The following is a 26346-nucleotide window of genomic DNA, read 5'->3' on the forward strand; positions in this document are numbered from 1 at the left end:
AAGTGTACTCTCACCTTTTTTATTTTATTATTTAAATCAAAACTAAGTCTTTGAAATCTTTCTATTATAAATTCTAATACAAACATAGGAGCAGCCAAGCAGGTAAGCAGCAAAGGCTTGTGTTTTGTTGTTTATGGCAAACATAGGAGCAGCCACGCAGGTAAGACTGGGGTTATGTTGGATAGGATGTGGTTCTGATCGGCTTTTGCCTGGCGGCATCTGTCTAGAAAAAACCGTAGGTCTCTTGTAAACGAAAATAGCATATATAACAAAATGCAGGTCTTTGCTGCTTATGCCCCTTATGCTGCTTTGCGTGCAAAAAAGATCGCGCCGGCCGCCGAAGGCGGCCAACCGCTGCATGAAAAGCTTAAAGCAGCACGGTTGCAACAGACCCCTTCAGCATCACTTTCAGCCGCTTATTAGCTGTATTCAGCTGGTTACGTACCGTTTGCTCTGATGCCCCCAGCCTGGCAGCAATTTCTGCTACGGACAAATGCTCAAACCTGCTGAGCCGGAATACTTCCTGTATCCGTGGCGGCAGCTGGTTTACATGCTGATGCAGTTCTTCGTAGAGCTGTTTATAATACAAATGATCGGTGGTATTGGCGGTAGTGTCAGCCAGTAGTCGCGCAAACACATGTTCATGTTTACTGCGTATATCCTCTTTGCGTAAGGCATTTAAAATGCGTAAGCGCAGCAAAAACAGCAGGAAAGCACGGGTTTCATTCGGTACCGGCAGGGAGGCACGCTTCTCCCAGAGTTCCAGGAAAAAATTCTGTAACACATCTTTGGCCATATCAGCGTCCGAAATGATATTACAGGTGTAATACATCAATGCATTCCAGTGTTCCTGGAACAGTTGCTCAAAAGCTACAGTATCGCCCTCCTGGAATCGCTCCCACCTGATATTGTCTGCCATAGTCACTGAAAAGTTGGATAAGCAGGCCAAAGGTAAGGCCATAGTTATCTTGTTGAAAATCGGGATGTTTATGTTTGTGTTAATTGTTGTTAGTACGGGCACGGCGCATCCACACATATAAGCACCCAACAGCCGCCAGTGCCCCTGCCAGCAGCCACCAATACCAGCTAAAATGCTGCTGATGGATAATCGGCCGTACATTTCCCTGGTAACTCAAAGCTGCCCAGTAATAGGGGAGCTTATGCAGTTCACTCACCTTACTATCCTCCAGCCACGAAATTTTAGCCTGTTGCAAAGCCATGGCCGCATTGTCCCCTTTTTTTAGCGCCTGGTAAAAATGCTGCATCAGTACCGGGGCAGCAGCATCGGTGACATTCCACAATGCGGCTACCACGGCCGGGGTGCCGGTAGCTACAAATGCCCTGGCCATACTTTCAGCACCTTCACCTGCAATGTATCGCCCGTCGGCAGTGCGACAAGCACTCAACACCACCAGCGCGGGATGTTGCTCCGTTTTGCGCAGCTCAAACAAATAAAAAGGATTGTCGTATAAGGCAATATGTGGCGCCGCTATGCTATCCTGCTGAATAAATGCATGGGAGCTGATATGCAGGATGCCACCCTGCTGTAAGGCGGTTTTAAGTCGTGCCGTGCTGGCCGCCTCATTGTCATACAACGCTCCCTGCACTACCTCCTGCAATAACTGTTTTTCCCTGGCAACGCCCAGTAAGTTGCCCAGCTGCCGCTGGTCCGATACAAAGAAGCCCGTAAACTTCGGCTCCTGCGGCAGGGCATTTTGCTGCATATACCAGCTGCGGAGCGACCATGCATAGGAAAACGTGGCCTGCTTCACCAGGAAAGGCCATTTGCCCACCGCAGGTTTATACACCGGGTTCGTTACCAGTGCTTCTACCGGCAGGCCGGCTAAACTCCCGTCCGGCAGCAAACAGTAGGAGGCACCTGCTTCCGGAGGATGTGCGCCAAACAACTGGCGGTAAATCGTATAGGCATGGCGGTAATATTGTACCGGGCTGCCCGCCATTGCTTGTGGTCCTTCATCAAAATAATGCCGGCGGAAATACCGCAGGCTGTCCGCCGGTATGTCCTGGCAATCCAGGTAGCGGATACCATCGTGGCCTAACTCCAAGGAATACACGCGGTCGCCTGCAGTAAAATAAGTGCGGATATAGCTGTGTGGGGCTAGTTTCTTCACGATAGTGGTCAGGTTCAAACTTGTATCAGGAGTGGTATGTGCAGCCTGCTTATGCAGCTGTGATAACTTCCAGGCCAGTTGTTGCTGTTGTTGCCGCAGGGTACTGTCCGCACCGCCCTGCTGCAATGCTTCCTTCTGGTAGTAGGCTTGCGCCTGTTCTATTGTCCGGATCTGCTGCTGCAAAGTATCTTTCACATTTCGGTTCAATAGGTGCAGCTGTTCCCACAAGAGTTGCGCCTTGCTGTCTTCCATAAACAGCAGGAGGTCGTGCTGGTATTGTTGCTGACCACCGGCTTTCCAGGCGGCATACGCCGTAGCAATGGCATGGGCATAACGTTCACGAATATCCGTAACAGACAGCTCGCGTGAAGCGGCTGATACATATTCCTGTCGTAGCTGCCTTTCTGTAGCGAAAGTGAGTTTATAGTACTGCATGGCCGCAGCATAGTGCTGCTGGCTGCCATGTACCTCCGCTAAAGTGTAAAATAAATCCATCAGTGTATTTTCGGCATATACATCGGCACTGTTAATTTTTCGTAGGTCCTTACCTGGCAGCAGTAAAGCGGCACAGCTGTCTAAGCTCGCCAGTGCCTCGGCTGTATGGCGCTGCGCAAAATGGACCCTGGCCAACCGTACAAATAATTTGGCCTGCTCCCTGCGGCGGTAGGGTAGGCGTGCAGTAGGAAAGGACAGTGCAAGCCGGTAATACTTCATCGCCATGGCCGGCGTAGCAGCATTGATATCTCCGGCCTGTTGATAAGCCATGTATAACCAGTGTGCGGCTGCCATATCGCGGGTTGGCTGTTCTTCCAAAATGCGGATGGCCTGTATAATGGATCGCTGGGCTAACACCTCATTTTTAAGCTGATGATATACATCCGCCTGTTCTGATAATAATAGTCCATGTAAGGCACTACGTTTATCCACTAAGGTGATCCCTTTGCGACAACATTCCAGGGCAAAATCATATTCCCGCCTGTTGGCGGCGGTATTTGCCAGGTTGCTATAGGTGGCTGCCATGGCGGCCTTATCTTCCAGTGCCTCACTCACGGCCAGGGATACACGATGAATGTAAATAGCCTGGTCATAATCGCCCAGGCGGGTATAGTTATTTCCAAGCGGCTTTAAAATATGTTCCAGTAAAAATGCAGGATCAACCGTTGGGAAGTTAATACGTGCCCACTCAAAAGTACGCTGGTAAATGGTGGTGGAAGCAAGGATATCCCCTGATTGCAGGTAATAGTAGCCGGCGTTGGTAAGGAGGTCCAGCCATGCTTGTTTTTCGCCGATGGTACGCGGCGCACGCCAGCACTTGTTGATCGTAGTTTCCAGTTGTCTGGCTTTGGCCCCCTGGTTATGCTGGGGTAACTCCAACTGTGCATAGATCCAGCCGGAGAGGTCATCCCTTTTACGGAAGCAGGGCAGGCTATCAGCGGCCGGCTGCTGAAATGAAAGCAGAGGTGTTGCCACCAGCAGCAGCAACAGGTATTTTAGCCACTTGATATGTCCGGAGCCTTCAGCCATTTAATAGCTGAAGTTATGTTTTTTTACAATCGGTATATAGCGTATACAAAAAATCTGTTTGGTGTATTACCGGTTACCTGCCTGATATACCGTAATCCCACTGCAGGTCCGGCTTTTACGCTGCCGATCTGTAGGTCAGCAAAGGCAGCCGCATTAAAGGAGGCAAACCAGGCGGTGTTTTCCGTAACTGTACTGCTCACCGTTTTTAACACTACATTGGGTTGCTGAAAATCAGACAGGTAAGCCCTGTTTTCAATAGTTGTTTTTGTGGAGATATTCACCTGCGCTAACGCACCGGCGCCTACGCCTATCCACCGGGTAATATTGTAGCGGAAATGCAGGGGTACTACCTGCAGGGAACTGCGGTTCACGGTAGTAGCACTGCTGCGGCCACTCACCATATAGGCCCGCCCATCCACGGTAGTATCCCGCTTATCGCGGGTGAAGCCATTTTCATGCACCTCTTTTTCCAGTAGCCCGGCGTAGGCTTCCAGCTGGAAATAGGGCCGCGATGGTGCAAACGGTGCCAGCACGGCTCCCAGTTGCAAGGGGCCTTTCAGCGTATAGTCCCCCTTATCCGGCGAAAACGTATACCCGGCAACGATAGCCGGTGAAATGCCTTTGATAAACTTTGCCGTAGCCCTGTTGGTATAAATAGGTTCATTTTTGTCGAATATAATGGCGGCGCTGCTGCTGAACGGAATTTTCTTAGGCTTCTTCTTAAAGCGAATGGTATAGCTGATAAAACCTTTGGTGCTGTCGGGGTCGGCTACGCCATCCTGCTGCATACCCGGCAGGTAGATGTTCTTAAATACGAAATACAAACTATCTTTCGTACGCACGGTATCAATACAGCTTTGTGTGTTATAGGCGGAGTCGCAGGCGATACAAACAGGGCTCATACTGTTGATAGCAACAGTTTCAGTATTCAGTTGTTTCGGCACCGCAATACCGATGGCTACTTTTTTTGCGGGTCCTTTACCGGTATTCTGAAATTGTACTTTATAGGTCAGCTCTTTCTTTTTTCCCATGAGTCGGTAGTTGATGCGCCGCTTTTTCAGTTGCATCCTGTTGGGGTCGTGGGAGGCCACCACCGGCATTTCCAGCGTAAAGGCCTCCGGCTGCAGGGAGGGGTTGTCTGGCACCAGTATCGCTGTCATGCTCACCACTGCATTAGTATCTGCAATCATCTCCGGCAGGGTATGCATGGTAACAAACAGGAACTTTTCTGCTGTTTGGTCCATGGCATTAAATTTCATGACGGTATGACCACTGTAGGCTTGCTGCATATTCAATAGCAGCGCCTTTGCAGCGGCATTCGGCGTATAACCACCGCCAGCGGCCGGGCCACGGGCGAGTAGTATTTCCGGATTTCCTTCCACCTGTGCCAGCAATGCCTGCATGGAACTGGAATCCATACCACTGTAATTACGCGTATCCGCGATGTTAAAACAGGAACGGTCAAACTGACGCTCGTTGTAAAAAAGCACCAGCGAACCGGAGGGTACCTCACCTGTTACATTTCTGTAGCCGATCAGTGCCACAAAGTCTTCTCCCGGTTTAGGGTTGCTGTTGATCTTCATTTCGATATTGCCATTGCTCCTGAAAAAGTGCGAGGCCCAGATGGCCGGCTTCAACGGCTTCTTCACCTTGATGGGCCGGGGTTTGGTGGGAGGCGCCTTGCCATCGTCGTAGTTGTTGGTAGCGTATAGCCGTACCTGGTAGGTACCGGTATCCTTGTAGTGTAGCTCCGGTGTTTTGGAGAAGCTAAAAGTTCCATCACCCAGTTCCCAGAAGTAGGTATAAAACGCAGCAGGTGCACCGGCTATCTGCCGCAAGGGGCGCAGTTTTGCGGATACCTGTATGCTGTCGTCTTCACCTGTCACCACAATTTCTGCAGGCACGGTATCTTGCGGAAAGGAAGGCTGCTGTGGCATAGGTGCTGTTTGCGCCATCATAAGGTCAGGCTTTAGGAGCAACAGTACGATGATAGGGAACAAATATTTCATACCATATAAATATAGATAATTATTATACAAATCGCAATAAGCCGGCACATGGCCAGCTTACTGCGTTTCAGCATTTGGGGGTATTGTAAACGGATAACAGGCCAGTTATTTACTATTCATCCCGTTGATCAGCGCCAGCAGTGAGCCGGCATCCACCGGTTGCAGGTCAAAACTAACGGTGGTGTAGTTATCGCTACCGGAAGGAGTGCCAATCACCACTGATTTCTGCTCGGCGTAAAACTGCCCGTTAACGGCACTGATAGCGAGGAACGTACCTTCCAGGCCAATAGGGATAGAAGACTGATAGCTGTGGAAACCATCTTTACCAGCGGGAGCGGAGAGGATAACATTGTAGAATTTAACCAGCGTATTCATGTTTTTAGGCTTGAAAAACAGCATGCTGGGCTGTTCGCCGCCATAACTTGCCGTGGTTTCGCTGTTAAAGTGATTGGTAAAATAAGCCATCACCGTTGTTTTAGGATTAGGGAGGGACGCAAGTCCGTCACAGTTTACCCAGCGGAGTAAACTATCGAGTCTGAAGTCCATAGAACTGTTGGTGGAATTAAAAAAGGCAAAGCTGAAAGGTATCTGATTCCAGGCTACGCCTTTAACAGCTTGCACCTGGGAGGTAAGGGTAACCGGCTGATTGATGTGATTGTAGCCGTATTGAGTTAAGGTAATGGTGGTATCGCCGCTCCACATAGGCACTTCCTTATTAGCGCCGTTAGCCGCCGCTTTAGCCGGTACCTGTACCCGGATACCACCATCATTGTTCCGTTGCAGGCCAAGGACCTGTGCTCCCTGCACTGCCTTCACAAAAAACTCCCCGTAGGACTCCAGCAGCCTGCCATCGCTGGTAACCGTCGCTTTGTCCGCCAGTATCATCGCACTCACATCCCGGATCTCCCGGATACTGATCGTTACCGGCCCGGTAACAGGTTGTCCCGCAGCCGTCACAAATGCATTCCCGGACACATGAAATTTTGTACCCTTCGTAGTGGTAATAACACCGCCAGCAGCGCCATCCACCGTGAAGGTCTCGAACTTTGGGGCATGGTTGTTTAACAAATCAGCAAGCATCATCGCATCCTGACCTTTTGCAGGTGCGTCATTATTGTTATTCTTTTTGCAGGCACCAATGGTAAGGGTGGCAGCAAAGAAAAAGACGATCGATTTTACAGAGATTCTTTTCATAACAATTATTTTTGTTGGTGAGTTTTTCAGGTTTGTTTGTATAGAGATCAACGGCTCCTGAAATTTGTTACCCCCCTTTTCAAAAAAAAATTCAGGAAAACTGTACTTTTAAGGATATCAACCGTATAATTCAATCCCAGATGGCAATTCACCCCGATCAACGTTACCTGGAAGGCCTGCTGAAAAATGATACGTTAATAGTGCAGGAGATCTATCAGCGGTTTTCGGGAAGGATTAAACACTTTATTCTACAACACCAGGGCACAGAAGATGATGCTGCCGATATTTTCCAGGAGTCTTTAATAGATATATACAACCAGGCGAAACATAAGCAATTGCAGCTCACCTGCCCCTTCGAACCATTCCTCTTACTCATCTGCAAAAGAAAATGGCTGAATGATATAAAAAAAAGAGGCCGCCAGCCGGTAACAAAAAAGCTGGATGATGTATATGATGTTGGGGAAGATGTTTTTGCCGCAGCGGAACAAACGATACAGGAGGAAAGCCGTACCGCTTTTATAATGTCGCAGTTTGAACGCTTAGGGGAAAAATGCCGGGAAATACTCCGCCTCACCCTTACCGGAGAGGCACAGGAAAAAATTGCTGCCACACTCGGCGTTACCTACGGCTACCTGCGCAAGAAAAAATCGGAATGTATGGCCACCCTTCTTTCCTATGTACAGGCTCAAAATTTTTAAGGTATGACTGGTTATAATAATGAAGATATTATCCGTTACGCGGATGGCGAAATGGACGCTACGGAAGCGGCTCGCTTTGAGGCCACCATGCAGCAGGACCCAGCCCTGGCAGCGGCCTTAAGGCATTACCGTGAGGTAAAGGCCATACTGGCACAGCGCCTCCCACCGGATGCGCAACTGGATGCGCTGAAAGCCACGCTTAAGCAGCAACGAAGCCGCTATTTCAATACCCCTTCCAAAGTAGTGTCCATCCGTAAATACCTGATAGGCGCCGCGGCCGCAGCAGCAATCCTGATAGCAGTATTGGTGATCCGCCATTCGCCTGAAAAAGATTTTCTGCAGCAATATTCCACCACCATGGAAGTATCCGCAGAACGCGGCAATAACAATGATACGCTGCTGCTACGTGCCGCCAGCCTGTTTAACCATAAAGCATACACGCAGGCGGTAAGTTTATTGGATTCCTGTCTGCAAACCGACAGTACCAATGCCCAGGCCCTGTACTATCGCGGCCTCGCGGGTATCTATACGACCTCACCGGCGCAGGGCATAGCCGACCTGGAAAAAACTTTCGCAGGAGAGTCCGTCTTTAAATATGATGCGGCATTCTACCTGGCAGTGCATTATGCACAACGCCACCAAACAGACAGTGCTGCCTCCTGGATCAATAAAATTCCAGCAGAAGCAGCAGCATATGAGAAAGCGCAGACGCTCAAAAAACAGCTTAAATAATCACATATTATATCTTTACCCCCGCCGGCAGCAACTCCCGCAGGTACTGCATGCCTTCGGTCCATTCGCCCAGGTTCGACTGTGCATTTATATGCCCTTTGGCGCCCAGGTTGATGAACCGGCTACCCCAGGTAGCGGCAAAGTAAGTGGCCCGGTCCAGCGAACAGTATTCGTCATTGGTACTGGCCACCACAATGGTTTTAAAAGGAAGTATTTTATTGGGGATAGGAGTAAAGCCCAGCGCCTCTGGTGGAAAACCGGGACGCTCCGCATCCGGCGGCGCCACCAGTAAAGCCCCAGCTATAGGGCGCTTCGTTTGTGCGGCCCAGTGAGCCACGGCAATGCAGGCTAAACTGTGCGCCACAATCACCACCTGCGGCCCGGCAGCGGCCACCTCTTTTTCAATATGCACCACCCATGCTGCGCATACAGGGGCATCCCAGGAAGTTTGTTCTATACGTTTGGTGCCCGGGATCAATTGTTCCCACAGGGTTTGCCAATGTTGGGGCCCGGAACTGCCTAGTCCCGGTGCAGTGAGCACGTGTGTAGCCATGTATGAACGACGGTTTGTACAGAAAGATAATAAATATCTCTCCAAAAAAATAGCCGGTGTTAGAGAACACCGGCATCAGGTAACAACCAAAACAGCATATTGTATACTGTAATAAGTTAAAAAGGGAGACTGCCTCACCAGTCTTTTCTCCCCGGAAGCGGACAGGCCTTCGGCCTGCCTGCTTCCGGGGATTATGGCGTACCTGCTGTACGCCATAATCCCCGGAAAAAAACCAATGAGACAGCCTCCAACAGTGGAATTTTAAAATATAAATCCTTTACGCTTAAAGTGCCAGTACTTCCGCCACCCATCACCCTGCTGTACCATATACAGCTCATCGGCAGTAAGCTTCAAAATATTATAAGTAGTCTTTTCCCCTTTAGGGATATCCGCACCATTGATCTTAAGGGTCATTTTCTCCGGATCAAAAGTAAACCCGGCATTGGTGACCTTCCCATCATGCTTCAGCTGAAAATTCAGCCCCTTATCCAGGTTAAACACCATCTCATCATTGGCTACATCACTCATCTCCGCCAGCGAAGGCACCCACCAGGTAGGAGTAGGGGAGTCGCCAGGGCCCACCCCATGATAACTCTTGTCCGGTACATCCAACGCCCATACCCATGTTTTACCGGCCGCACCATTGGTGAGCAAATTCCAGTTGGGACTGGCAAAATATTTAGGATCGTTCTGCGTGATCTTCACCTTCACTGAATCATACTTTGGTGTTTCTGCACCATACGCGAAGTACTTGATGTAAAACTCGCCGCCAAAAGGCATGATCACCACCGCATCTTTTTGATTGGTGCCGCCAAATACATAGTCCCAGTAAGGAATAGCGCCTTTGGTATTGCTCTTCAACGTTACCTCGTTGTCGTAAGCGGGATTCTGGGTAACGGTGAAGTCCAGCTGAATGCCGTCAGGACTGCTGGGACTGATGCTTTTTTCATACGGCTCACAGGCATGCATACACGCAGCTAGTAAGAGCACTATATATAATTGAAAACGTTTCATGGTTGTTAATTTTAACAGTGAACAATTACCAGCCGGTGTTCTGAACAAGTGTACCATTGCTCAGGTTGATCTGCGTTTCCGGAATAGCAAACAGTCCCTTGGTTTCACTGCGGAAGCTGATGTTAAACGCTGCATCTGTAGATGGATTGTCGATAGCTGCTTTCGCAACACTCACACCCTGCCTCAGCAAATCCCAGTAACGCTGCCCTTCCAGCGCCAGCTCAAACCTGCGCTCTGTCATAATCTGATCTTTGCTGGTAAGCACCACCCGGTGCAGCTGATCCTGGAAAGCGCGATCCCTTACCTGATCCAGGTATTGCTGCGCCTTCGCATTGTTGGTGCCCAACTGTAATTCAGCACCCATCAGCAACACATCCGCAAAACGGATCGCCACGTAGTTGTCGTAGTTGTCCCACTGGAAATTACCACCCAAATCCTCGGGCTTTTTGTCATTGACCGGGGTATACTTCTTTATAAAAAAGTTGGTGTTTTGTGCCTGATCACCTACCACATACTGGCTGGAATAACCTTCTGCATCAATGCTGATAATGCTGGCACTCCGGCGGGTATCGCCCGGTGCATACGCATCATACAGCTTAGGATTTACGGTAGCTGCACCCCAGCCCTTGTAATATGGCCCCAGCACCTGGCTCCTGATACCAATCATTACCTGCACTCGGTTACCATTCTGCTGGTTCTGATCTCCCAAACCGAGGTAGGTATACTGAATCGTAAACACTCCTTCCTGGTTGTTTTGGCCGGCATATTCATTGGTAGTGGCACTGGCCCTGAACAAGTTATTGAATTTGCTCACCAGCCCATGGCCACTGTTATTTATCACATCTTCCACCGCTGACAGTGCATCGGCTTTAGACGTAACGGCCCCAATGCTTTGTTTACCATAATAGCCGGTGTAATACAGGAATACCCTGCCCAGCAGCGCTTCTGCCGCCCATTTGGTAGCACGGCCATATTCGCCGGAAGGAATGGCACTAAACTGCGTAGCAGGTAATAATGCGATTGCTTCCTTCAGGTCAGTGGCAATCTGCGTATATACACTATCGGGAGTAGCCTGTGGAATATAATAATCGCCCGGTTGCAGCGGCTTGGTAATCAGCGGAACATTGCCGAACATGCGCGCCAGATCAAAGTAATAATAGGCCCGCAGGAATTTGGCTTCGCCAATATAACGGTCACGGGTAGCGGTGTCATTTTTGAAATCCACACTACCAATGTTTTGCAGGAAAATATTACAGCGGTAAATCGCAGTGTAATACTTATTCCACGCCTCTGCATTCAGATCATTACGGGGAATGCTCTTGTCCCACTGCAGCCAGCCGTTATCGGCATTACCGCCACCACCAAAAGCTTCATCGGATGCAATGGTGGAGCTCAGCCAGATATTCCCGTAACCATCCACGTTCAGCATACTGTATGCAGCTACCAGGGCTTCAAAAGCATCCTTCGGTGTTTTGTAAAAAGCTTCAATCGTTTTCCTGTCCTTAGGAGCTGTTTCCAGGAAATCCTTGCCGCAGGATGCCAGCATGCCGGCAGCAATAAATATGAGGAGTAATTTTTTCATAAGTGGTCGCTTTTAGAATTTAACATTTAATCCTACCAGCAGCGTTCTTGCCTGAGGGTAGTAGCCAAGGTCGGTGCCTGATGACCAGGAGTCAATACCAAAGCCTACTTCAGGATCCAGTCCTCTATATTGCGTGAAAGTGAAAAGGTTCAGGCCGGAAACATACAGTCTTACCTGCCCTAAGCCGGAATGCTTCAGCAGACTGCTTTTCAGGTCATATCCCAGGTTGATGCTTTTCACACGCATGAATGCACCGTTGTGGATATACAGGTCAGAAAACTTGGTGTAATTACCGTTGGCTTCATCACCCAATGTTACCCGTGGCGTAGTGTTGGAAGTACCTTCCCCATGCCAGCGGTTAAAAATGTCAGTAGTGTAGTTGTTGTAGAAACGGTCGTACGAACGGGTACCATCTACGATCTGGTTACCACCCACACCATTCAGCAAAATGCTTAAGTCAAAGCCTTTATAGGTAGCGTTAAGGTTAATACCGTAAGTATGCGTTGGCAGGGGGCTACCAACTTTGGTTTTATCTTTTGCATCGATTACGCCATCGTCGTTTCTGTCCACAAAGCGTACATCTCCCGGCTGTGCGCCCGGCTGAATTTTACCACCACTTTTGCTTACATATTCATCCACTTCTTGCTGATTCTGGAAGATACCGGCGGTTTGCAGGCCATAGAAATATCCCATAGGGAAGCCGTTTTCCGCGCGGTAGTATTCATCCATATTTGAGGACAATACACCGTTGTACGACGGATGCAGCACGCCTTCCTGGTTAGGAATATCCAGTACCTCGTTTTTATTGAACGTAATGTTACCACCTACATTAATGCGCAGATCCCCGAAGCTGTGGCCATAGTTGATGGCCAGCTCCACACCGGTGTTGCGTACACTACCACCATTGATGGTAGGCGCGCCGGTACCTGCCAGCTGCGGGATAGGAGCGGTTACCAGCCAGTCCTTCGCCACTTTCCTGTACCAGTCAAAAGTGATGTTGAAGTCGTGGAACACGGTTGCATCAAATCCGATATCGGTTTGCTCGGAGCGCTCCCAGCGTAATCCCGGATTAGCGATAATGTCGGGAGAGGAACCGATAGATTTATTGTTGTTAAAATAGTAGTTTCTGTATACGCTGGAAATGGTAGCGAGGTACGCGAAATTGCGGATACGATCGTTACCGTTTTGTCCCCAGCCACCGCGCAGCTTCAGGAAGTTGAGCCAGCTGGTTTTGAGAAAGCTTTCGTTGGTAGCTACCCAGCCCACAGAAAAGCCCGGGAACACGCCATAACGGTTGTCCGCACCAAAGCGGGACGAACCATCGCGGCGCAGGGTAGCAGTGAGCATATACTTTTCATCAAAATTATACAGCACCCTGCCAAAGTAGGATTGCATTCTGTTGCCTTCCTGCATACCAAATACCTTACGGAGGGAGTCGTTGGTGCCATTGCTCAGCAATGCATGCACCATATCAGGGATGATCAGGTCGCTGGCACTGCCGCCTACGTTATAACCGTCAAACAGCAAAGCAGTAGTTCCTACCATTACATTCAGGTTGTTCTTTCCAAACTGGCGCTGGTAGCTGAGTGTATTATCCCAGTTCCATTTCAGGTTGCGGTACATGCCCTGTGAGGCAGTGGAGTTTTTATTGCTGTTGTTGGTTGCCAGGGAGTACACTGGTACAAAGCTCTGGTTGTAGACATACGACAGGTCGATACCGAAGTCACTACGGAACACCAGCCCTTTGATGAGGGTAGCATCTACATAAATATTACCCAACAAACGGTCCGTAATACTCTTGTTATTCTGGGTATAGTCGAGGATACCCATCGGGTTTACCTCGTCCGCAGCCATCGGAGAGCGGGCGTATGCACCGGTGCTGTCATACACCGGGAATACCGGGCTGGCATTCAGGAAGCCACGGATGGAGTTATTGTAGATATTGCCTGTACCGATACCGCTTTGGCGTATATGCGAGTACGTTAGGTTTTCCCCTGCTTTCACCCTGTCTTCCCAAACCTTATGTTCGGAATTAATACGAAAAGAAGTACGCTCGAAATAGGACCGGCCTGCAATACCCATGATCCCCTGTTGTCCCATATAGGAGAGAGAGGCGGAGTATACACTCTTGTCGTTGCCGCCACCGAAGCCGAGACTATAATTCTGAATAGGGGCATTTTCAAGGGTGGCTTCTTTTTGCCAGTCGGTGCCGGTGCCCAGTTTGGACAGCGCATCCGGCGAAAAGACAGGCACCTTGCCGCTGTTAATGGAAGCCTCGTTCATGATAGCACCATATTGGGTGGCATTCAGGAGCGACATCTTCCTGCTCGGGTTCTGCCAGCCGTAAGAGGCATCCAGTGTTACCGCCATCTTGCCTTCCTTGCCTCTCTTTGTAGTGATGAGCACTACGCCGTTGGCAGCGCGGGTACCATAGATAGCAGTAGAGGCCGCATCTTTCAGGATGTCCAGCGAAGCAATGTCGGAAGGGTTCAGATAGTTGATGTCATCTGCCGGGAAGCCATCCACGATAAACAGCGGGCGACTGTCGCCATTTGTACCGATACCGCGGATCACAATTTTCAAGGCATCCCCGGGCTGACCGGAATTAGAAGTCACCTGTACCCCCGGCGCCTGGCCCTGGAGGCTCGACTCCACGCTGATGCTATGGTTCTGAATCAGCTCTGTATTACCTAAATGCACGGTGGCACCGGTTACTACTTTCTTCTTTTGTGCGCCGTAACCTACCACAATCAGCTCGTTCAATCCTGTGGCGGATGATGCAAGCCGTATAACGGTGCCGGCTATATTTTTTACAGGAATTTCCTGTCGGGTGTATCCCACCAGCGACAATACCAGCACGTCTTCCGGCTGGGCTTCCAGTTTGAAGGTGCCGTCAGGCTGGGTGATGGTGCCTTTGGTAGTTCCCTTGATAACAATGTTTACCCCGGGTAACGGACTGCCATCTTTGGCATCTACTACCTTTCCGGTAACAGCTTGCCGCGCAGGCGCCAGTTTCACAGGTTTGTTGGCAGCAGCCTTTAAGGAGGGCGGTGCTGCAATGGCCATGCTGCACAGCGCTACCGTGCCAAGCATATACTGCTTCAGCAACGGACTGCTTTTAAAGTACCAGATTTTCATGATTAACGTGTTTTATTAGGCTGGGTGATGTATCTAAGTTTCTTACGTGGACGACGACTAAAAAGGAATTGATCTGGGTCAGAAGGCCCTGATCGTTTTTGCTATTCCATTATATGTTATCAGTTCGCTTTTATTACCTTCTATCTGATCCGGCGAACGCGGATGGGATTTATCCACAATGATAATGTTGAAATATCTTGTAGTCAGCATACCCGGGAAACTGCCTTCCCTGGCGCCAATTGTCAGCTCTTTCTTTGCCTCATTCCACTCCATCGGAATGCGGGTATACGCTCCTTTTTCATAATCGTAATTGGTGTTGCCATCTTCATACAAGGCAAAGCTGGCATCTTTACCGGCATATACAAATACGTTGATGGTATCCGGTTTTTTCTCCGCTACATATTGCAGCTCAGGGCCCACCGGAATAATGCTACCTTCCCTTACATACAGAGGAATCTTTGAAAGTGGCGCTGCTGCAGTGATGCGGCGGCCTCCATCTTCATATTTTCCGGTATAAAAGTCGTACCAGCCATTTCCTTTAGGGAGATATAAATCCCGCTTTCTGGACTTGTACGTAGTAACAGGATTTACCAGCAGCGACGGGCCAAACATAAACTGGTCGGCTATACGAAGGGTGGCGGTATCGTAACCGAAGTCCATTGGCAAACCACGCATGATCGTATAGTCGTGATGGTAAGTATCTCCCGACAGGGTATAGATATATGGCAACAGGCGGTAGCGGAGCTTGTCGTAATACAACATTGACTGGTAAGCCTCGCTGTTTTCCGGCGCAATATTAAACATCTCTCTGTATGGGTACTGGCCATGGGAGCGGAACAGCGGGCAAAATGCACCATACTGGAACCAGCGGGTATTCAGTTCCTGCCACTCGTCTTTTGCAGCGCCCTTAGGATCAGGATGGTCGTATTTATCTTCCACGAAAAATCCACCGATGTCAGTAGTCCAGTAAGGCAGGCCGGACATGGTGTAGTTCAGTCCCGCAGGAATCTGGCGGGCCAACTCCTCAAACGTGGCAGCAATATCACCACTCCATGAAGCCGCTGCATAACGCTGTATTCCTGCGTAAGCATTACGGGTAAGGATAAACACGCGCTGATCCGGCTTGGCAGCACGCTGGCCTTCATACACACCGCGGGCATTGAGCACGGAGTAAGTGTTGAAATACTGGGTGGCAGGGCCTATAGCGGTAGGGTCCATCAGCTTTTTGCGACTGTCGATACTGGCGTTGCTCAAAATATCCGGCTCGGTAGCATCTAACCACCACGCATCTACGCCTTTGCTGAACAGCTTCTCGTTCATGAAGCTCCAAAACAGCTTACGCGCGTCCGGGTTAAAGGCGTCGTAAAAAGTAGAGACATAACCTTCGCCAATCCAGTCGCGCTGGCGGTTCAGGATGTTCTGTTTATACAGCCAGTTATTTTTATCAAATGCCTTGTAAGTGCTGATGCCCTCGTAAAACTTAGGCCATACAGATATCATGAACTGTGCATGGTATTTATTATGCAGGCGATCGATCATGCCGGCAGGGTCGCTGAAGCGTGCCGGATCAAACTCCTGGCTGCCCCATTCATCCTGCTTCCAGTAGCTCCAGTCCAGCACGATGTTATCCAGCGGAATTTTTTTCTCGCGGAAAGTGGCCACCGTTTTTTCGATTTCGTCCTGTGTTTTGTAGCGTTCACGACTTTGCCAGAAACCCATGGCCCACTGCGGCATCATGGTTGCTTTACCGGTGATATGGCGGTAACCACCGATTACCTCGTCCATCGTGCGGCCGTTTACAAAGTAGTAATCCAATCTCTCCCCAGCCTCAGAAGTAAACACCGCTTTGTTACGGTAGGCGGCCGGTGTGGGCGACAAAGTTTTTACACTCAGGAACGACTGCGTAGTTTCCGGTATCCATTCAATTTTAACGGGCACGGCTACACCCTTTTTCAGAGCCACCTTAAACTGGGAGGGGCCAGGGTTCCAGCTCTCTCTCCATTTATCCAGCTGCAACTTGCCATTGATCCAGATTTTCAGGTAGCCGGAAGCCTGTATGAAAAATTTATAATCGCCTGTTTCATCACCCTGCAGGGAGCCTTCCCAGGTGGCCTTGCCTTTTTCCAGCGGAAACTTAGCAGGGAGGCGGTGCAGGTCTTCCAGGAACTCATAGTTGATCACACTATCCTTTTGTTGCAGGTATACCTGACCGGTTTTTTTATCGGTATAGGTGGCGGATAAAGCGCCAGGCTTGCCATCGGCAGCCACGAGGTGCAGGGCATTCAGCTGCTGCCGCTCACGGGGATCACCGAATTTAGTTACGGAATAGTTATCCCATAATATCCCAAACTTGTCCGTTGATACCAGGAAAGGCACCACCGCTACTGAGTTATATTGGGTGAGATCCACGTCCTCGTTTCTGTAATCCATCAATCCCGCCTGGTGTTGGCCCAGGCCATACAAACCTGCGTCCGGGTTCACCTCAAATATCTGCTGGATCTGGTAAAGGTCTTTACCATTGATGTTTTCCGGCTGAAACTGGCGGCCACCACTGGCCTCTTCAGCCAGGATGATTTTACCATCCGGATGGCGGAAGGTAACCCGGCCGGTGTTTTTATTAACATCCACCCGCAGCGATTTGGTGGTGAGCGTATAAAAATCAGCCTGATCTTTATAGTCCCAAGGTACATGATTACCGGCAGCATTTACCGCCATAATACTGGGAGTACTGCTGATCTCCTTGTCAGGAGAGGCAGTTACATGCACAATGTTGTCACTTATCACCTGCAGTCTTACCTGGGATGCCCCGTTTTTAGCAGGTTTGTCCAGCCTGATCAGTACGCCGTCGGCGAGCTTTTCTATCTGCCCGGCATAACACCAGGAAGCGATACAAGTCAATAATGCAATCGGAAAGGTCCTCTTTATCATATTAGTGTGGAATTTTGGCGTCGGCAGCCTTACAGCTTTCATAACGATGCCAGCAAAAATAAAAGGGGAGCCTCACTTTGAGGGTACGGTTCTGTTTCAGATTATGGGTCAAAATGTTAACCGGAAAGAGGTTGTTTCGGTAGCGGATTGTTAAGGAATCCGCTACCATGGAGGGTTTTATTTCTTTTTGCTATAAACCGAAGGGAGTTCGTTGAATTCCATCTTAAAGTACTTGGTGAAGTATTTCGGGTTGTTGAAACCTACTTCGTAGGCCACCTCGGCTACCGTCAGCTGACTTTTTTCCAGCAGTTGGGCGGCCCGTTTTAAGCGGATGCTCCGGATAAATTCTATGGGTGATTTACCGGTGATGGACAATATTTTCTTGTAAGCGGATACGCGACTCATGAAAAGTGCGCGACTCAACTCCTCTACCGAGAAGTCGGGGTTGGAGATATTTTTTTCTACGATCGCGATCGCCTGCTGGATAAATTGCTCGTCGGCCGATGAAATTTCAATTTCACTCGGGTGGGCATCAAAATGCTGCTGGAAGGTTTTGCGGAGCGATTGCTGCTGCTGTACAATATTGCGGATTTTGGACAACAGCATTTCGAAGTTAAACGGCTTGGTCACATAATCGGTAGCACCGGTTTCGAGGGCTTCCAGCTGCTGCGCTTCTTCGGCCCTGGCCGTAAGCAGTATGACAGGCAGGTGATTGGTTTTGGCGCTGCCTCGTATTTTTTTGCAAAGTTCCAGCCCATCCATCTGCGGCATGGCGATGTCGCTTACGATCAGCTGCGGCTGATAGGTTTGCAGCAGCTTCCAGGCAGCCTGGCCGTTTTCGGCTTCCTCCACATGGTAGTACTGGCTCAGGTTATCCTTTAAGTAAAAACGAAAATCTTCGTTGTCCTCCACCAGCAATATTTTTGGCAGGTCTTTTTGTTGGGTTGGGGGAGATCCGGGTGCCGCCTCCGGCAAAGTGCGCACCTGGGTGCTTACAGTACCGGCTATAGCAGTGTCGGACTGTACTGGCAGTGTGACCGTAAAGCAACTACCCATTTCAGGGGCACTATCCACCACAATGGTGCCGCCGTGCATCTTCACAAACTCACGGGTAATGCTGAGGCCTATGCCGCTGCCCTGGTTCATCACGGTTCCGGCTACATCATGCTGGAAGAAACGCTCGAAAATGTGCGCCTGCTTTTCCAGCGGTATACCGATGCCATTGTCTTTTATCAGCAGTTGCACCTGCTCCTGCGAAGCGTCGTATTGAATCTCCACCGCTATTTTGCCATATTCAGGTGTGAACTTGAAGGCGTTGGACAGCAGGTTGAAAATGATTTTTTCGATTTTATCGGCGTCGTAGCTCATCGGGAGCGACTGCACATTACTATGAAAATCCAGCTGTATATGTTTTTTCTCGGAGAGATCAGAGAACCCGTGGGTCAGCTCTTCCACGAATGCGGCGAGGTCGCCGGGAGTAGCATGCAACTTGATTTGTTCTACTTCCAGTTTACGGAAATCGAGCAACTGGTTTACGAGGTTGAGGAGGCGGCGGGCATTGCGTTGCATGAGTTGCAGCTGTCCGTTGAGTTGTTTGTCGCTGCCCATGCTGATCAGCCGCTCCAGCGGTGTGATGATCAAACTCAGTGGTGTTCTGAATTCATGACTCACGTTGGTGAAGAAACGAATTTTTAGTGAGTCCAATTCGTGCATGCGTTCTGCTTCGCGGATCTGCTCTGCTACCCTGAATTTGAGTCGTTCCCTTTCCAGGATAATCCTGCGGGCAAGCACCAGTGCGCCGATGATCAGCAGGGCATATAGCAGGAATGCCGGCCATGTTTTCCAGAATGGTGGCAGGATGCGGATGTGCAGGGTGGCGCCGGTGTCGTTCCAGATACCGTCGTTGTTGGAGGCCTTTACCCGGAAGGTGTAATCGCCCGGGTCCAGGTTGGTGAAGGTGGCTTTTCGCTGGGTGCCGTCGGTATACAACCAGTTGTTGTTAAAGCCTTCCAGCATATATGCGTAGCGGTTTTTCTCCGGGTGGAAATAATTCAGCGCGGCAAATTCAATGGAAAACATGTTCTGATTATGGCGCAGCGTAATGGATTTGGTCATGGGGATGGCTACGTCCAGAATGGTGCGCCCCTGCAGTTGCTGCCCGGGTTCTATGCGTTGGTTGAACACCTGGAAATCGGTGAGCACTACCGGTGGTATGTTTTTATTTAGAATAATCTGGTCCGGGTAAAAGAGATTGAAACCGTTGCCACCACCAAATATCAGCTCTCCTTTGCTGGTGCGGAGGGCGGCGTTTTCATTAAACTCTCTGCCTTGTAGGCCATCGGCTTCATCATAATTCTTGAAGGTATACACGCCGCTTTTCTCCTGCATATTCGCCAGGCCGTTGGGGGTACTCATCCAAAGGCCGCTGTGGTCATCTTCCAGGATATTCAGAATGGTATTACTGGGCAGCCCGTCTTCTTTACGGAAGTTCCGGAAGGTGCCGGGAGCCGGATCAAACAGGCTTAAACCGTCGCGGGTGCCTGCCCACAGGCGTTTGTGGCTGTCTTCAAACAGGCATACGACGTTATTATGACTGATACTTCCTGGCTTGTTGCTGCTGTTAAACCGGGTAGCAGTGCCGGTGGCCGGGTTGTAGGAGGTGAGGCCTTCGCTGCTGCCTACCCATATCTGTCCGTTATGATCTTCCAGCAGTGCGGATACGTAGCGGTAAGTAAATATCTTATTCATGCGCCGGAACTTACCGGTAGCGGGGTTAAAGATGTTTACACCCCCGTTGAGGGTGCCTACCCACAGCTGGTGCTGGTGGTCTTCCATTAGTTCCCACACGCTGTTATCGCTGATGGACGTAGTGTCGGCCGGGTTATGTTTATAATGCACGAAACCGTTGCCGGTAAAGCGATCCAGCCCGCCGAAGTAGGTGCCTGCCCAGAGCTGCCCCTGGTGGTCGATCAGCAGGCTCACTACCACATTGCCCGAAATGCTGGCTGGGTTGGCGGGATCATGCCTGTATTGCCTGAAGGTATTATTGGTACGATCGAAGTAGATCAGTCCGCCGCCGTTGGTGCCGATCCAGAGGTTGCCTTTGGCATCTTCCACAAATCGGTTCACGTCATCAAAGGGCAAACTGTTACGGTTATACGCCTGGTATTGAAACAGGGGAAATTTCACCATGTTTTCATGGTAGTAATTCAACCCTTTTTTGAAGGTCCCGATCCAGATGATCCCGCTGTTGTCGCGGTACAGCGTGGTAATACTGTTTTGACTGAGGCTGCGCTGGTCATCTGCAATATTTTCGATGTACTGTACTGTTTTGTTTCTTTTGCTGATGATATTAATTCCACCGTGATCGGTGCCTATCCACACTTCCCCGGGGTTGCCGGGTACAATGCCTCTAACGATATTATTATTCAGGGAGATGCCGGGTGACGTTTGGCTGATGTGCGTCCATTTATCCGCGGAGGTTTCATAGTACCATACGCCGTTGTCGTCTTTGTCGCCATAGGCCCAGAGGTCTCCGTCGGTATCCAGGCATAGCGTGTAGCCGCCACCGTTTTGCTGCTGCAGGGTGGTATTCCGTTTCAAAACCTTACCGGTGGCGGCATCCAGCATTTCGAGGGTGCCATTGGTATGAATGATCCAGTAATGCCCTTTGTGGTCGGCTACCAGGTCGGCCACGGAGGCGGTGGCGATGCTGCCGGGTTTGTTCTTTTCCGGGAGCAGGTGTATGGTGGGTTTACCGGTTTGAGTCAGGTAGATGCCATTGCTGTCTTTCAGGAAAATGAAGCGTTCTTTATCGCGGATCACGTCGCTGACGGTGCCGGAGGGGATGCCCAGTTGCCGGAGCAGCCGTTCAGGATGATGATCAAATTTATTGGTGGCGGGGCTGTAGAGGTCAATGCCGTTGCGGGTAAACAGCCAGAGGGTGTTCCCTGGTCCCGGTTGAATTTTTTCGATGGTATTATCCGAGAGGGTGGTCGTATCTCTTGCGTCGTGCTGGAAGCTGCGAAAGTTGTACCCGTCGTAGCGGTTCAGCCCTGATACGGTACCTATCCACATAAACCCGCTGCTGTCTTTATACAGGCAGTTAACCTGGTTGTGGAGCAGGCCATCGTTATTATCGATGTGGCTGAATTGGTAATGTAGTGTTTGCGCCCGCAGGGCTGCTGCGTGCAGTAGTATAACTATAATGGATACGAGTAGCATTTTTACGGAAGTCCACTTCCTCATGATCACACTGCTTTGGTTGACATAACGTAGCGGCAATATAGTTATACTACGGCTAAAAAAAGAGAAAGGTCGAAAGAATTCGACCTTTATTGCTAAAATTCCACGTTATGGCACTCAGGTCCATAAAATCTTAAATATTTTTTCGCTATATATACTGCAAGGGCCATCTCTGGCTGCTTACAGGTAACAGTAATTATTGTCAATCTGACAAATTATCCTTAGAAAGATTTATAATTTGCCCTATTTTAGCTCTTCACAAATGTAGCTCATGCTAAACCGAATGTCAAGTATTAGCAGGTTTATTTTTGCAGATTTTGCAAGTATTTTAGCTTGATAAGTTTGTGTTCAGAGGGTACTTCCGGACCTCCCGGTGCCACCGGCTAAACTCCGACAAAAGTAATAGTTTGAAAGTTGCTAACTGTCCCGGACTGTAAGCCTGGGGAAAATAAGGGTGTTGCTGATTCCGCAGACATCGTCCAAATCGCGATAGGACAAAAGTCAATCCGCGGGCCAGGGCCGCAGGCCCTGATTTCCCACCGCTGCCGCAGGCAGCGGAAAATCCGCAAAACAACATAACATAAGCCTTAGCTGCTTACCTGCTTATGCTGCTCTGCGTGAAAAAAAGTCCGCGATAAAAGGGCCGAAGGCCCTTCCGCTGGAAAAAATACTATCACTCATTGCGAAAAAAGTTGCGGGATAAAGTCCACGCAACCACTAATATTGTAATCGACTAAAGACTAATAGAAAATGCCACGTTCACGAATTTTCCGCGGAGTACTCTCCCTAATGCTGATGGCCATGAGCGCGCCCGCCTGGGCACAGCAATCACCCACAAAAGAGGTGAAAGTTACGCTCGACTACTTCTTTAACCACGAATACAAAAAAGATAAGGCCGGCAACACCATCCGCTGGCATTACACCTGGGAAGAGCAGGAGTATGGCGGTTTCTCCCTCTGGGGGCACATCTTTGACTCACTAGGAGCCAAACGTGATACCCTGGCAGTGGCACCGTCCGCCGCCACCCTTAAAGGCACCGGCATTTATATTATAGTTGACCCTGATACAGAGAAGGAAACTGCATCTCCCAACTACATGAATGATACCTACGCGAAAGCGATTTATAACTGGGTGAAAGCCGGTGGAGTACTGGTATTGCTGCAAAACGACTCCCTGAACTCGGAGTTTACCAACTTCAATAAGCTCTCCGATCGCTTCGGTATCCACTTCAACGGGGATTCTAAAAACCGCGTGCAGGGCCGCAACTTTGAACAGGGCGCCGTATTTTTCCCGCCCAACCACGAAATCTTCGCGAATGTGAAAAAAGCATATATCAAGGAAGTTTCCACCCTCACCCTCAAAGCACCAGCCAGAGCGGTACATAAGGATGCGGATAATAACATCCTCATGGCCGTAGCCAAAGTAGGCAAGGGTACCGTATTCGCCGTGGGAGATCCCTGGTTTTATAATGAGTATACGGATGGGAAAAAGCTGCCTGCTGAGTTTCAGAACTACAGCGCCGCCGCCGACCTGGCCGTATGGCTGCTGAAACAGGTGCCGGCAAAAAAATAATTACTTCCGCTCCAAAAAATGCAGGTTGCGGCGTATGCCCGCATATTTGCTGCGCTTGAGCGGCGAATGACGGAAGATGGTCTTAAACGCCTCTTCCGTCATTTCTTCCCAGTCGCTGGTAGAAAAATTCAGAATAGCAGGTATAGGCGTAAAAGCCACTTCAGTATTGGGTTTGGAAAAACGGTTCCAGGGGCATACATCCTGGCAGGTATCACAGCCAAACATCCAGTTATCAAAGCTGCCCTGCATCTTCTCCGGGATCAGCTGATCCTTCAGTTCAATGGTAAAATAAGAAATACAGCGACTCCCATCCACCACGCCCGGCGATACAATAGCGCCGGTAGGGCAGGCATCCAGGCACCGGGTACAGGTACCGCAGTAATCGGCCACCGGCCCATCGTACTCCAGTTCAATATCAGTAATAAGCGTAGCTATAAAATAGAAAGACCCGGATTGTTTGTTGATAATGTTCCCGTTCTTACCCATCCAGCCCAGGCCGCTGCGCCTGGCCCAGCTCCGCTCCAATACCGGCGCGGAATCCACAAATCCCCGGCCCTGCACCGCACCAATCCGCTCCTGCATCCTGGCCAGCATCGTTTTTAATTTCTCCCGGATCACTTCGTGGTAGTCCGCCCCATAAGCATACTTGGAAACTTTAGGAGCATCCTCCCGCTGCCTTTCGGAAGGGAAATAGTTGTATAAAAGTGTGATAACGGATTTCGCACCGTCCACCAGCTTGCGTGGGTCAATTCGCTTGTCAAAATGGTTTTCCATGTAATGCATACTGCCATGCATTCCCTTTTTCAGCCACTGTTCCAGTCTGCGGGCATCATCATCCAGCTGCACCGCCGCCGAAATGCCACAGTAGTCAAAACCCAGCTCCCTGGCAAGATCTTTTATATACCTCGTTTGTTCCACACTGCGAAATTACAACTTGTCCTGTGTAATTCCCCGCTGAGCATATTTGAGTATTTTTTTAGCTTTGCCCGAAATTAATACCTATACCATCTTAATTATGCGCTATCAATCTGTCGCCCTGGCATTCATTGCCAGCTGTTTGTTATCTGTAGCAGCCGTTGCTCAGGACGGATCTAAAATGAAGTTTGGAAAAGTGGACCCGGCGGAGTTTAACCTGAGCTTCGATAAAGATACCGGCGCACATGCCATCCTGATCTCTGAAATAGGCAGCTCCTCCTTCGAAACTACCAAAGGGGACCTCGGCGTGGTCTTTCGCGTGCATCGCCGCTATAAAGTTGTAGATAAAGCCGGTTTCGAATATGGCGAAGTTTCCATCTCCCTGGATAAAGTAGGCCGCGATATGGAAGAAGTCAGCAAAATCAAAGCTGCCTCCTACAACATGGAAAACGGTAAAATGGTGACCAGCACCCTCGATAGTAAAGATATCTTCACTGAAAAGGTGGACGATATGGGCGAAATTAAGAAGTTCGCTATCCCCGGTGTAAAAGTTGGCAGTATCATCGAGTACAGCTACACGATCACCTACCCATACTGGCATTTAATACCTGCCTGGAAGTTCCAGCACAGTATACCTACCCTCTGGTCGGAATATACCGTCGGTATCCCTGAATTCACCCGCTTTATGCGAGTGGGACAAGGATACATCGATTTTGAAGTGAATTCAAAACGGGATTACAGGGCCTCCTATAATTTCCGCTACGAGCCACAAGGCGGTGCAGGAGCTTCCCAAAACTACACCATGACGGCCAACGTTACGGAATTCCGCCTCGGTGCCAGAAACGTAATGCCTATACGCCCGGAAAGTTTTATCACCTCTGTTAACAACTACGTTGCCCAGATCAAGTTCCAGCTGGCTGCCACCAACTTCGACGGGGTAGAAAAAGCCTACTCTAATACCTGGCCTAAACTGATGGAAGAACTGAATAAAAACCAGGAGTTCGGTGCCGCCATGGAAAAGAATAACAACTTCATGGACAACACCACCAATGATATCATCAAAGGTGCCACCACCGATGAAGAAAAGGCCAGAAGAATCTTTAACTGGGTTAAAAGCAATGTGGTTTGTACAGACGATCGCGCGCTCGGTACCACGCAGAAACTGAAAACAACCCTCACCAGTAAAAAAGGTGCAGTATCTGATATCAACCTGCTGCTGGTAGGGCTCCTGCGCCGTGCTAACCTCAACGCATACCCTGTAATCCTCAGCACCCGTGATCATGGCTACGTAAGTTTCTACCCGCTGCTGTCTTCCTTCAACTACGTAATTGCAGTAGTGGAAATAGACGGACAACAGGTGAAACTGGATGCTTCCCACCCGCTGCTGGGCTTCAATAAACTGATGCCGGAAACCTATAACGGTGACGCCAGAGTGGTGGATGGTATCGGTACGGCCATCTCCATCTCAGCGGATTCTCTCCGCGAAATCGCTATCACCACCATTTCCATGGAGCGCAACGCCGAAGGGGCATTCGTAGGTAAGTTCCAGAAACGACCTACCTACCTGCAATCCTATAATATCCGCAATACCATTAAGGATAAAAAACTTGAAGGGTATAAGGAGTCGCTGCAAAAGGCATTCGGGGAAGAGATTGAAATCTCTAACGCTACCGTAGCAGATCTCGATAGTCTCGACGCTTCCGTAATGGTAGATTATGATTTTAAAATGAATAACGCCGGCAATGATGATATCCTGTACATCAAACCTATGATGGGAGAGGAGTACAAGCATAATATCTTCAAATCAGAAGAGCGGAAGTTCCCGGTAGAAATGAACGCTGTGATGGATGAAATCTATACCCTGAACCTCGCCATCCCGGAAGGTTATGTAGTGGATGAACTGCCTAAATCCAGCATGGTGAAGTTCAATGACGATGAAGGTTTCTTCCAGTACCTGATCCAGGATGTAGGCGGCCGCATTCAGATGCGCAGCAGGATCAAATTTAACAAGGCTACCTTCCTGCCGGAAGATTACGCCAGCCTGCGTGAGTTCTACGATGTAGTGGTTAAAAAACAGGCGGAACAAATTGTATTAAAGAAAAAAGCTTAA

Annotated in this window: 15 protein-coding genes; 4 read left to right on the top strand and 11 right to left on the bottom strand. The window is 49.6% G+C overall.

What is annotated here, in order from left to right:
* Positions 1-367: 367 nt before the first annotated feature.
* The 4 genes from BUB18_RS24175 to BUB18_RS24190 all read right to left on the bottom strand — a co-directional run bounded on the left by BUB18_RS24175 (position 368) and on the right by BUB18_RS24190 (position 6859).
* Complete coding sequence (locus tag BUB18_RS24175) at positions 368-919, bottom strand: RNA polymerase sigma factor (protein ID WP_178372201.1); 552 nt, start codon at positions 917-919, stop codon at positions 368-370.
* A 79-nt stretch (positions 920-998) separates the two neighbouring features.
* Positions 999-3656: a CHAT domain-containing protein gene (locus BUB18_RS24180; protein WP_073086067.1), complete on the bottom strand. Its 2658-nt coding sequence runs from the start codon at positions 3654-3656 to the stop codon at positions 999-1001.
* A 23-nt stretch (positions 3657-3679) separates the two neighbouring features.
* The gene (locus tag BUB18_RS24185; RefSeq protein WP_073086069.1) at positions 3680-5665 is read right to left on the bottom strand and encodes a PKD domain-containing protein; all 1986 of its coding nucleotides are present in this window, start codon (positions 5663-5665) and stop codon (positions 3680-3682) included.
* A 105-nt stretch (positions 5666-5770) separates the two neighbouring features.
* Positions 5771-6859 carry a hypothetical protein gene (locus tag BUB18_RS24190; RefSeq protein WP_073086071.1) on the bottom strand — a complete coding sequence of 363 codons (1089 nt, stop codon included), beginning with the start codon at positions 6857-6859 and terminating at the stop codon, positions 5771-5773.
* 140 nt (positions 6860-6999) lie between these two features.
* Between BUB18_RS24190 and BUB18_RS24195 the strand changes: the two genes are divergently transcribed.
* Together BUB18_RS24195 and BUB18_RS24200 are read left to right on the top strand one after the other, a co-directional pair.
* Positions 7000-7557 carry an RNA polymerase sigma factor gene (locus BUB18_RS24195; RefSeq protein WP_073086073.1) on the top strand — a complete coding sequence of 186 codons (558 nt, stop codon included), beginning with the start codon at positions 7000-7002 and terminating at the stop codon, positions 7555-7557.
* A 3-nt stretch (positions 7558-7560) separates the two neighbouring features.
* Complete coding sequence (locus BUB18_RS24200; RefSeq protein ID WP_073086075.1) at positions 7561-8289, top strand: anti-sigma factor; 729 nt, start codon at positions 7561-7563, stop codon at positions 8287-8289.
* A 7-nt stretch (positions 8290-8296) separates the two neighbouring features.
* Here BUB18_RS24200 and BUB18_RS24205 read toward each other — a convergent pair whose 3' ends face one another.
* The 6 genes from BUB18_RS24205 to BUB18_RS24230 form a co-directional block, all read right to left on the bottom strand.
* Positions 8297-8842 (bottom strand): RBBP9/YdeN family alpha/beta hydrolase, encoded by a 546-nt coding sequence (locus BUB18_RS24205; protein WP_073086077.1) that lies wholly within the window; start codon positions 8840-8842, stop codon positions 8297-8299.
* Between the two features lie 261 nt (positions 8843-9103).
* Positions 9104-9856, bottom strand: coding sequence for a hypothetical protein (locus BUB18_RS24210; RefSeq protein WP_073086079.1), 753 nt, complete (start codon positions 9854-9856; stop codon positions 9104-9106).
* A 25-nt stretch (positions 9857-9881) separates the two neighbouring features.
* Entirely contained in the window at positions 9882-11438 is a 1557-nt protein-coding gene (locus tag BUB18_RS24215) for a RagB/SusD family nutrient uptake outer membrane protein (RefSeq protein WP_073086081.1), read from the bottom strand.
* A 12-nt stretch (positions 11439-11450) separates the two neighbouring features.
* The gene (locus BUB18_RS24220; protein WP_083550707.1) at positions 11451-14576 is read right to left on the bottom strand and encodes a SusC/RagA family TonB-linked outer membrane protein; all 3126 of its coding nucleotides are present in this window, start codon (positions 14574-14576) and stop codon (positions 11451-11453) included.
* A 78-nt stretch (positions 14577-14654) separates the two neighbouring features.
* Positions 14655-17504: a TIM-barrel domain-containing protein gene (locus tag BUB18_RS24225; protein WP_073086083.1), complete on the bottom strand. Its 2850-nt coding sequence runs from the start codon at positions 17502-17504 to the stop codon at positions 14655-14657.
* Between the two features lie 177 nt (positions 17505-17681).
* Positions 17682-21752: a hybrid sensor histidine kinase/response regulator transcription factor gene (locus tag BUB18_RS24230; RefSeq protein ID WP_073086085.1), complete on the bottom strand. Its 4071-nt coding sequence runs from the start codon at positions 21750-21752 to the stop codon at positions 17682-17684.
* Between the two features lie 747 nt (positions 21753-22499).
* Between BUB18_RS24230 and BUB18_RS24235 the strand changes: the two genes are divergently transcribed.
* Positions 22500-23321, top strand: a complete 822-nt coding sequence (locus tag BUB18_RS24235; protein ID WP_143160084.1) for a DUF4350 domain-containing protein — start codon at positions 22500-22502, stop codon at positions 23319-23321.
* Here BUB18_RS24235 and queG read toward each other — a convergent pair whose 3' ends face one another.
* Positions 23322-24239 carry a tRNA epoxyqueuosine(34) reductase QueG gene (gene queG, locus BUB18_RS24240; RefSeq protein WP_073086089.1) on the bottom strand — a complete coding sequence of 306 codons (918 nt, stop codon included), beginning with the start codon at positions 24237-24239 and terminating at the stop codon, positions 23322-23324.
* A gap of 97 nt (positions 24240-24336) precedes the next feature.
* Between queG and BUB18_RS24245 the strand changes: the two genes are divergently transcribed.
* A complete protein-coding gene (locus BUB18_RS24245; RefSeq protein WP_143160085.1) occupies positions 24337-26346 on the top strand; it encodes a transglutaminase family protein in 2010 nt (669 codons plus the stop codon).

The organism is Chitinophaga jiangningensis (assembly GCF_900142605.1).
Taxonomy (GTDB): domain Bacteria; phylum Bacteroidota; class Bacteroidia; order Chitinophagales; family Chitinophagaceae; genus Chitinophaga; species Chitinophaga jiangningensis.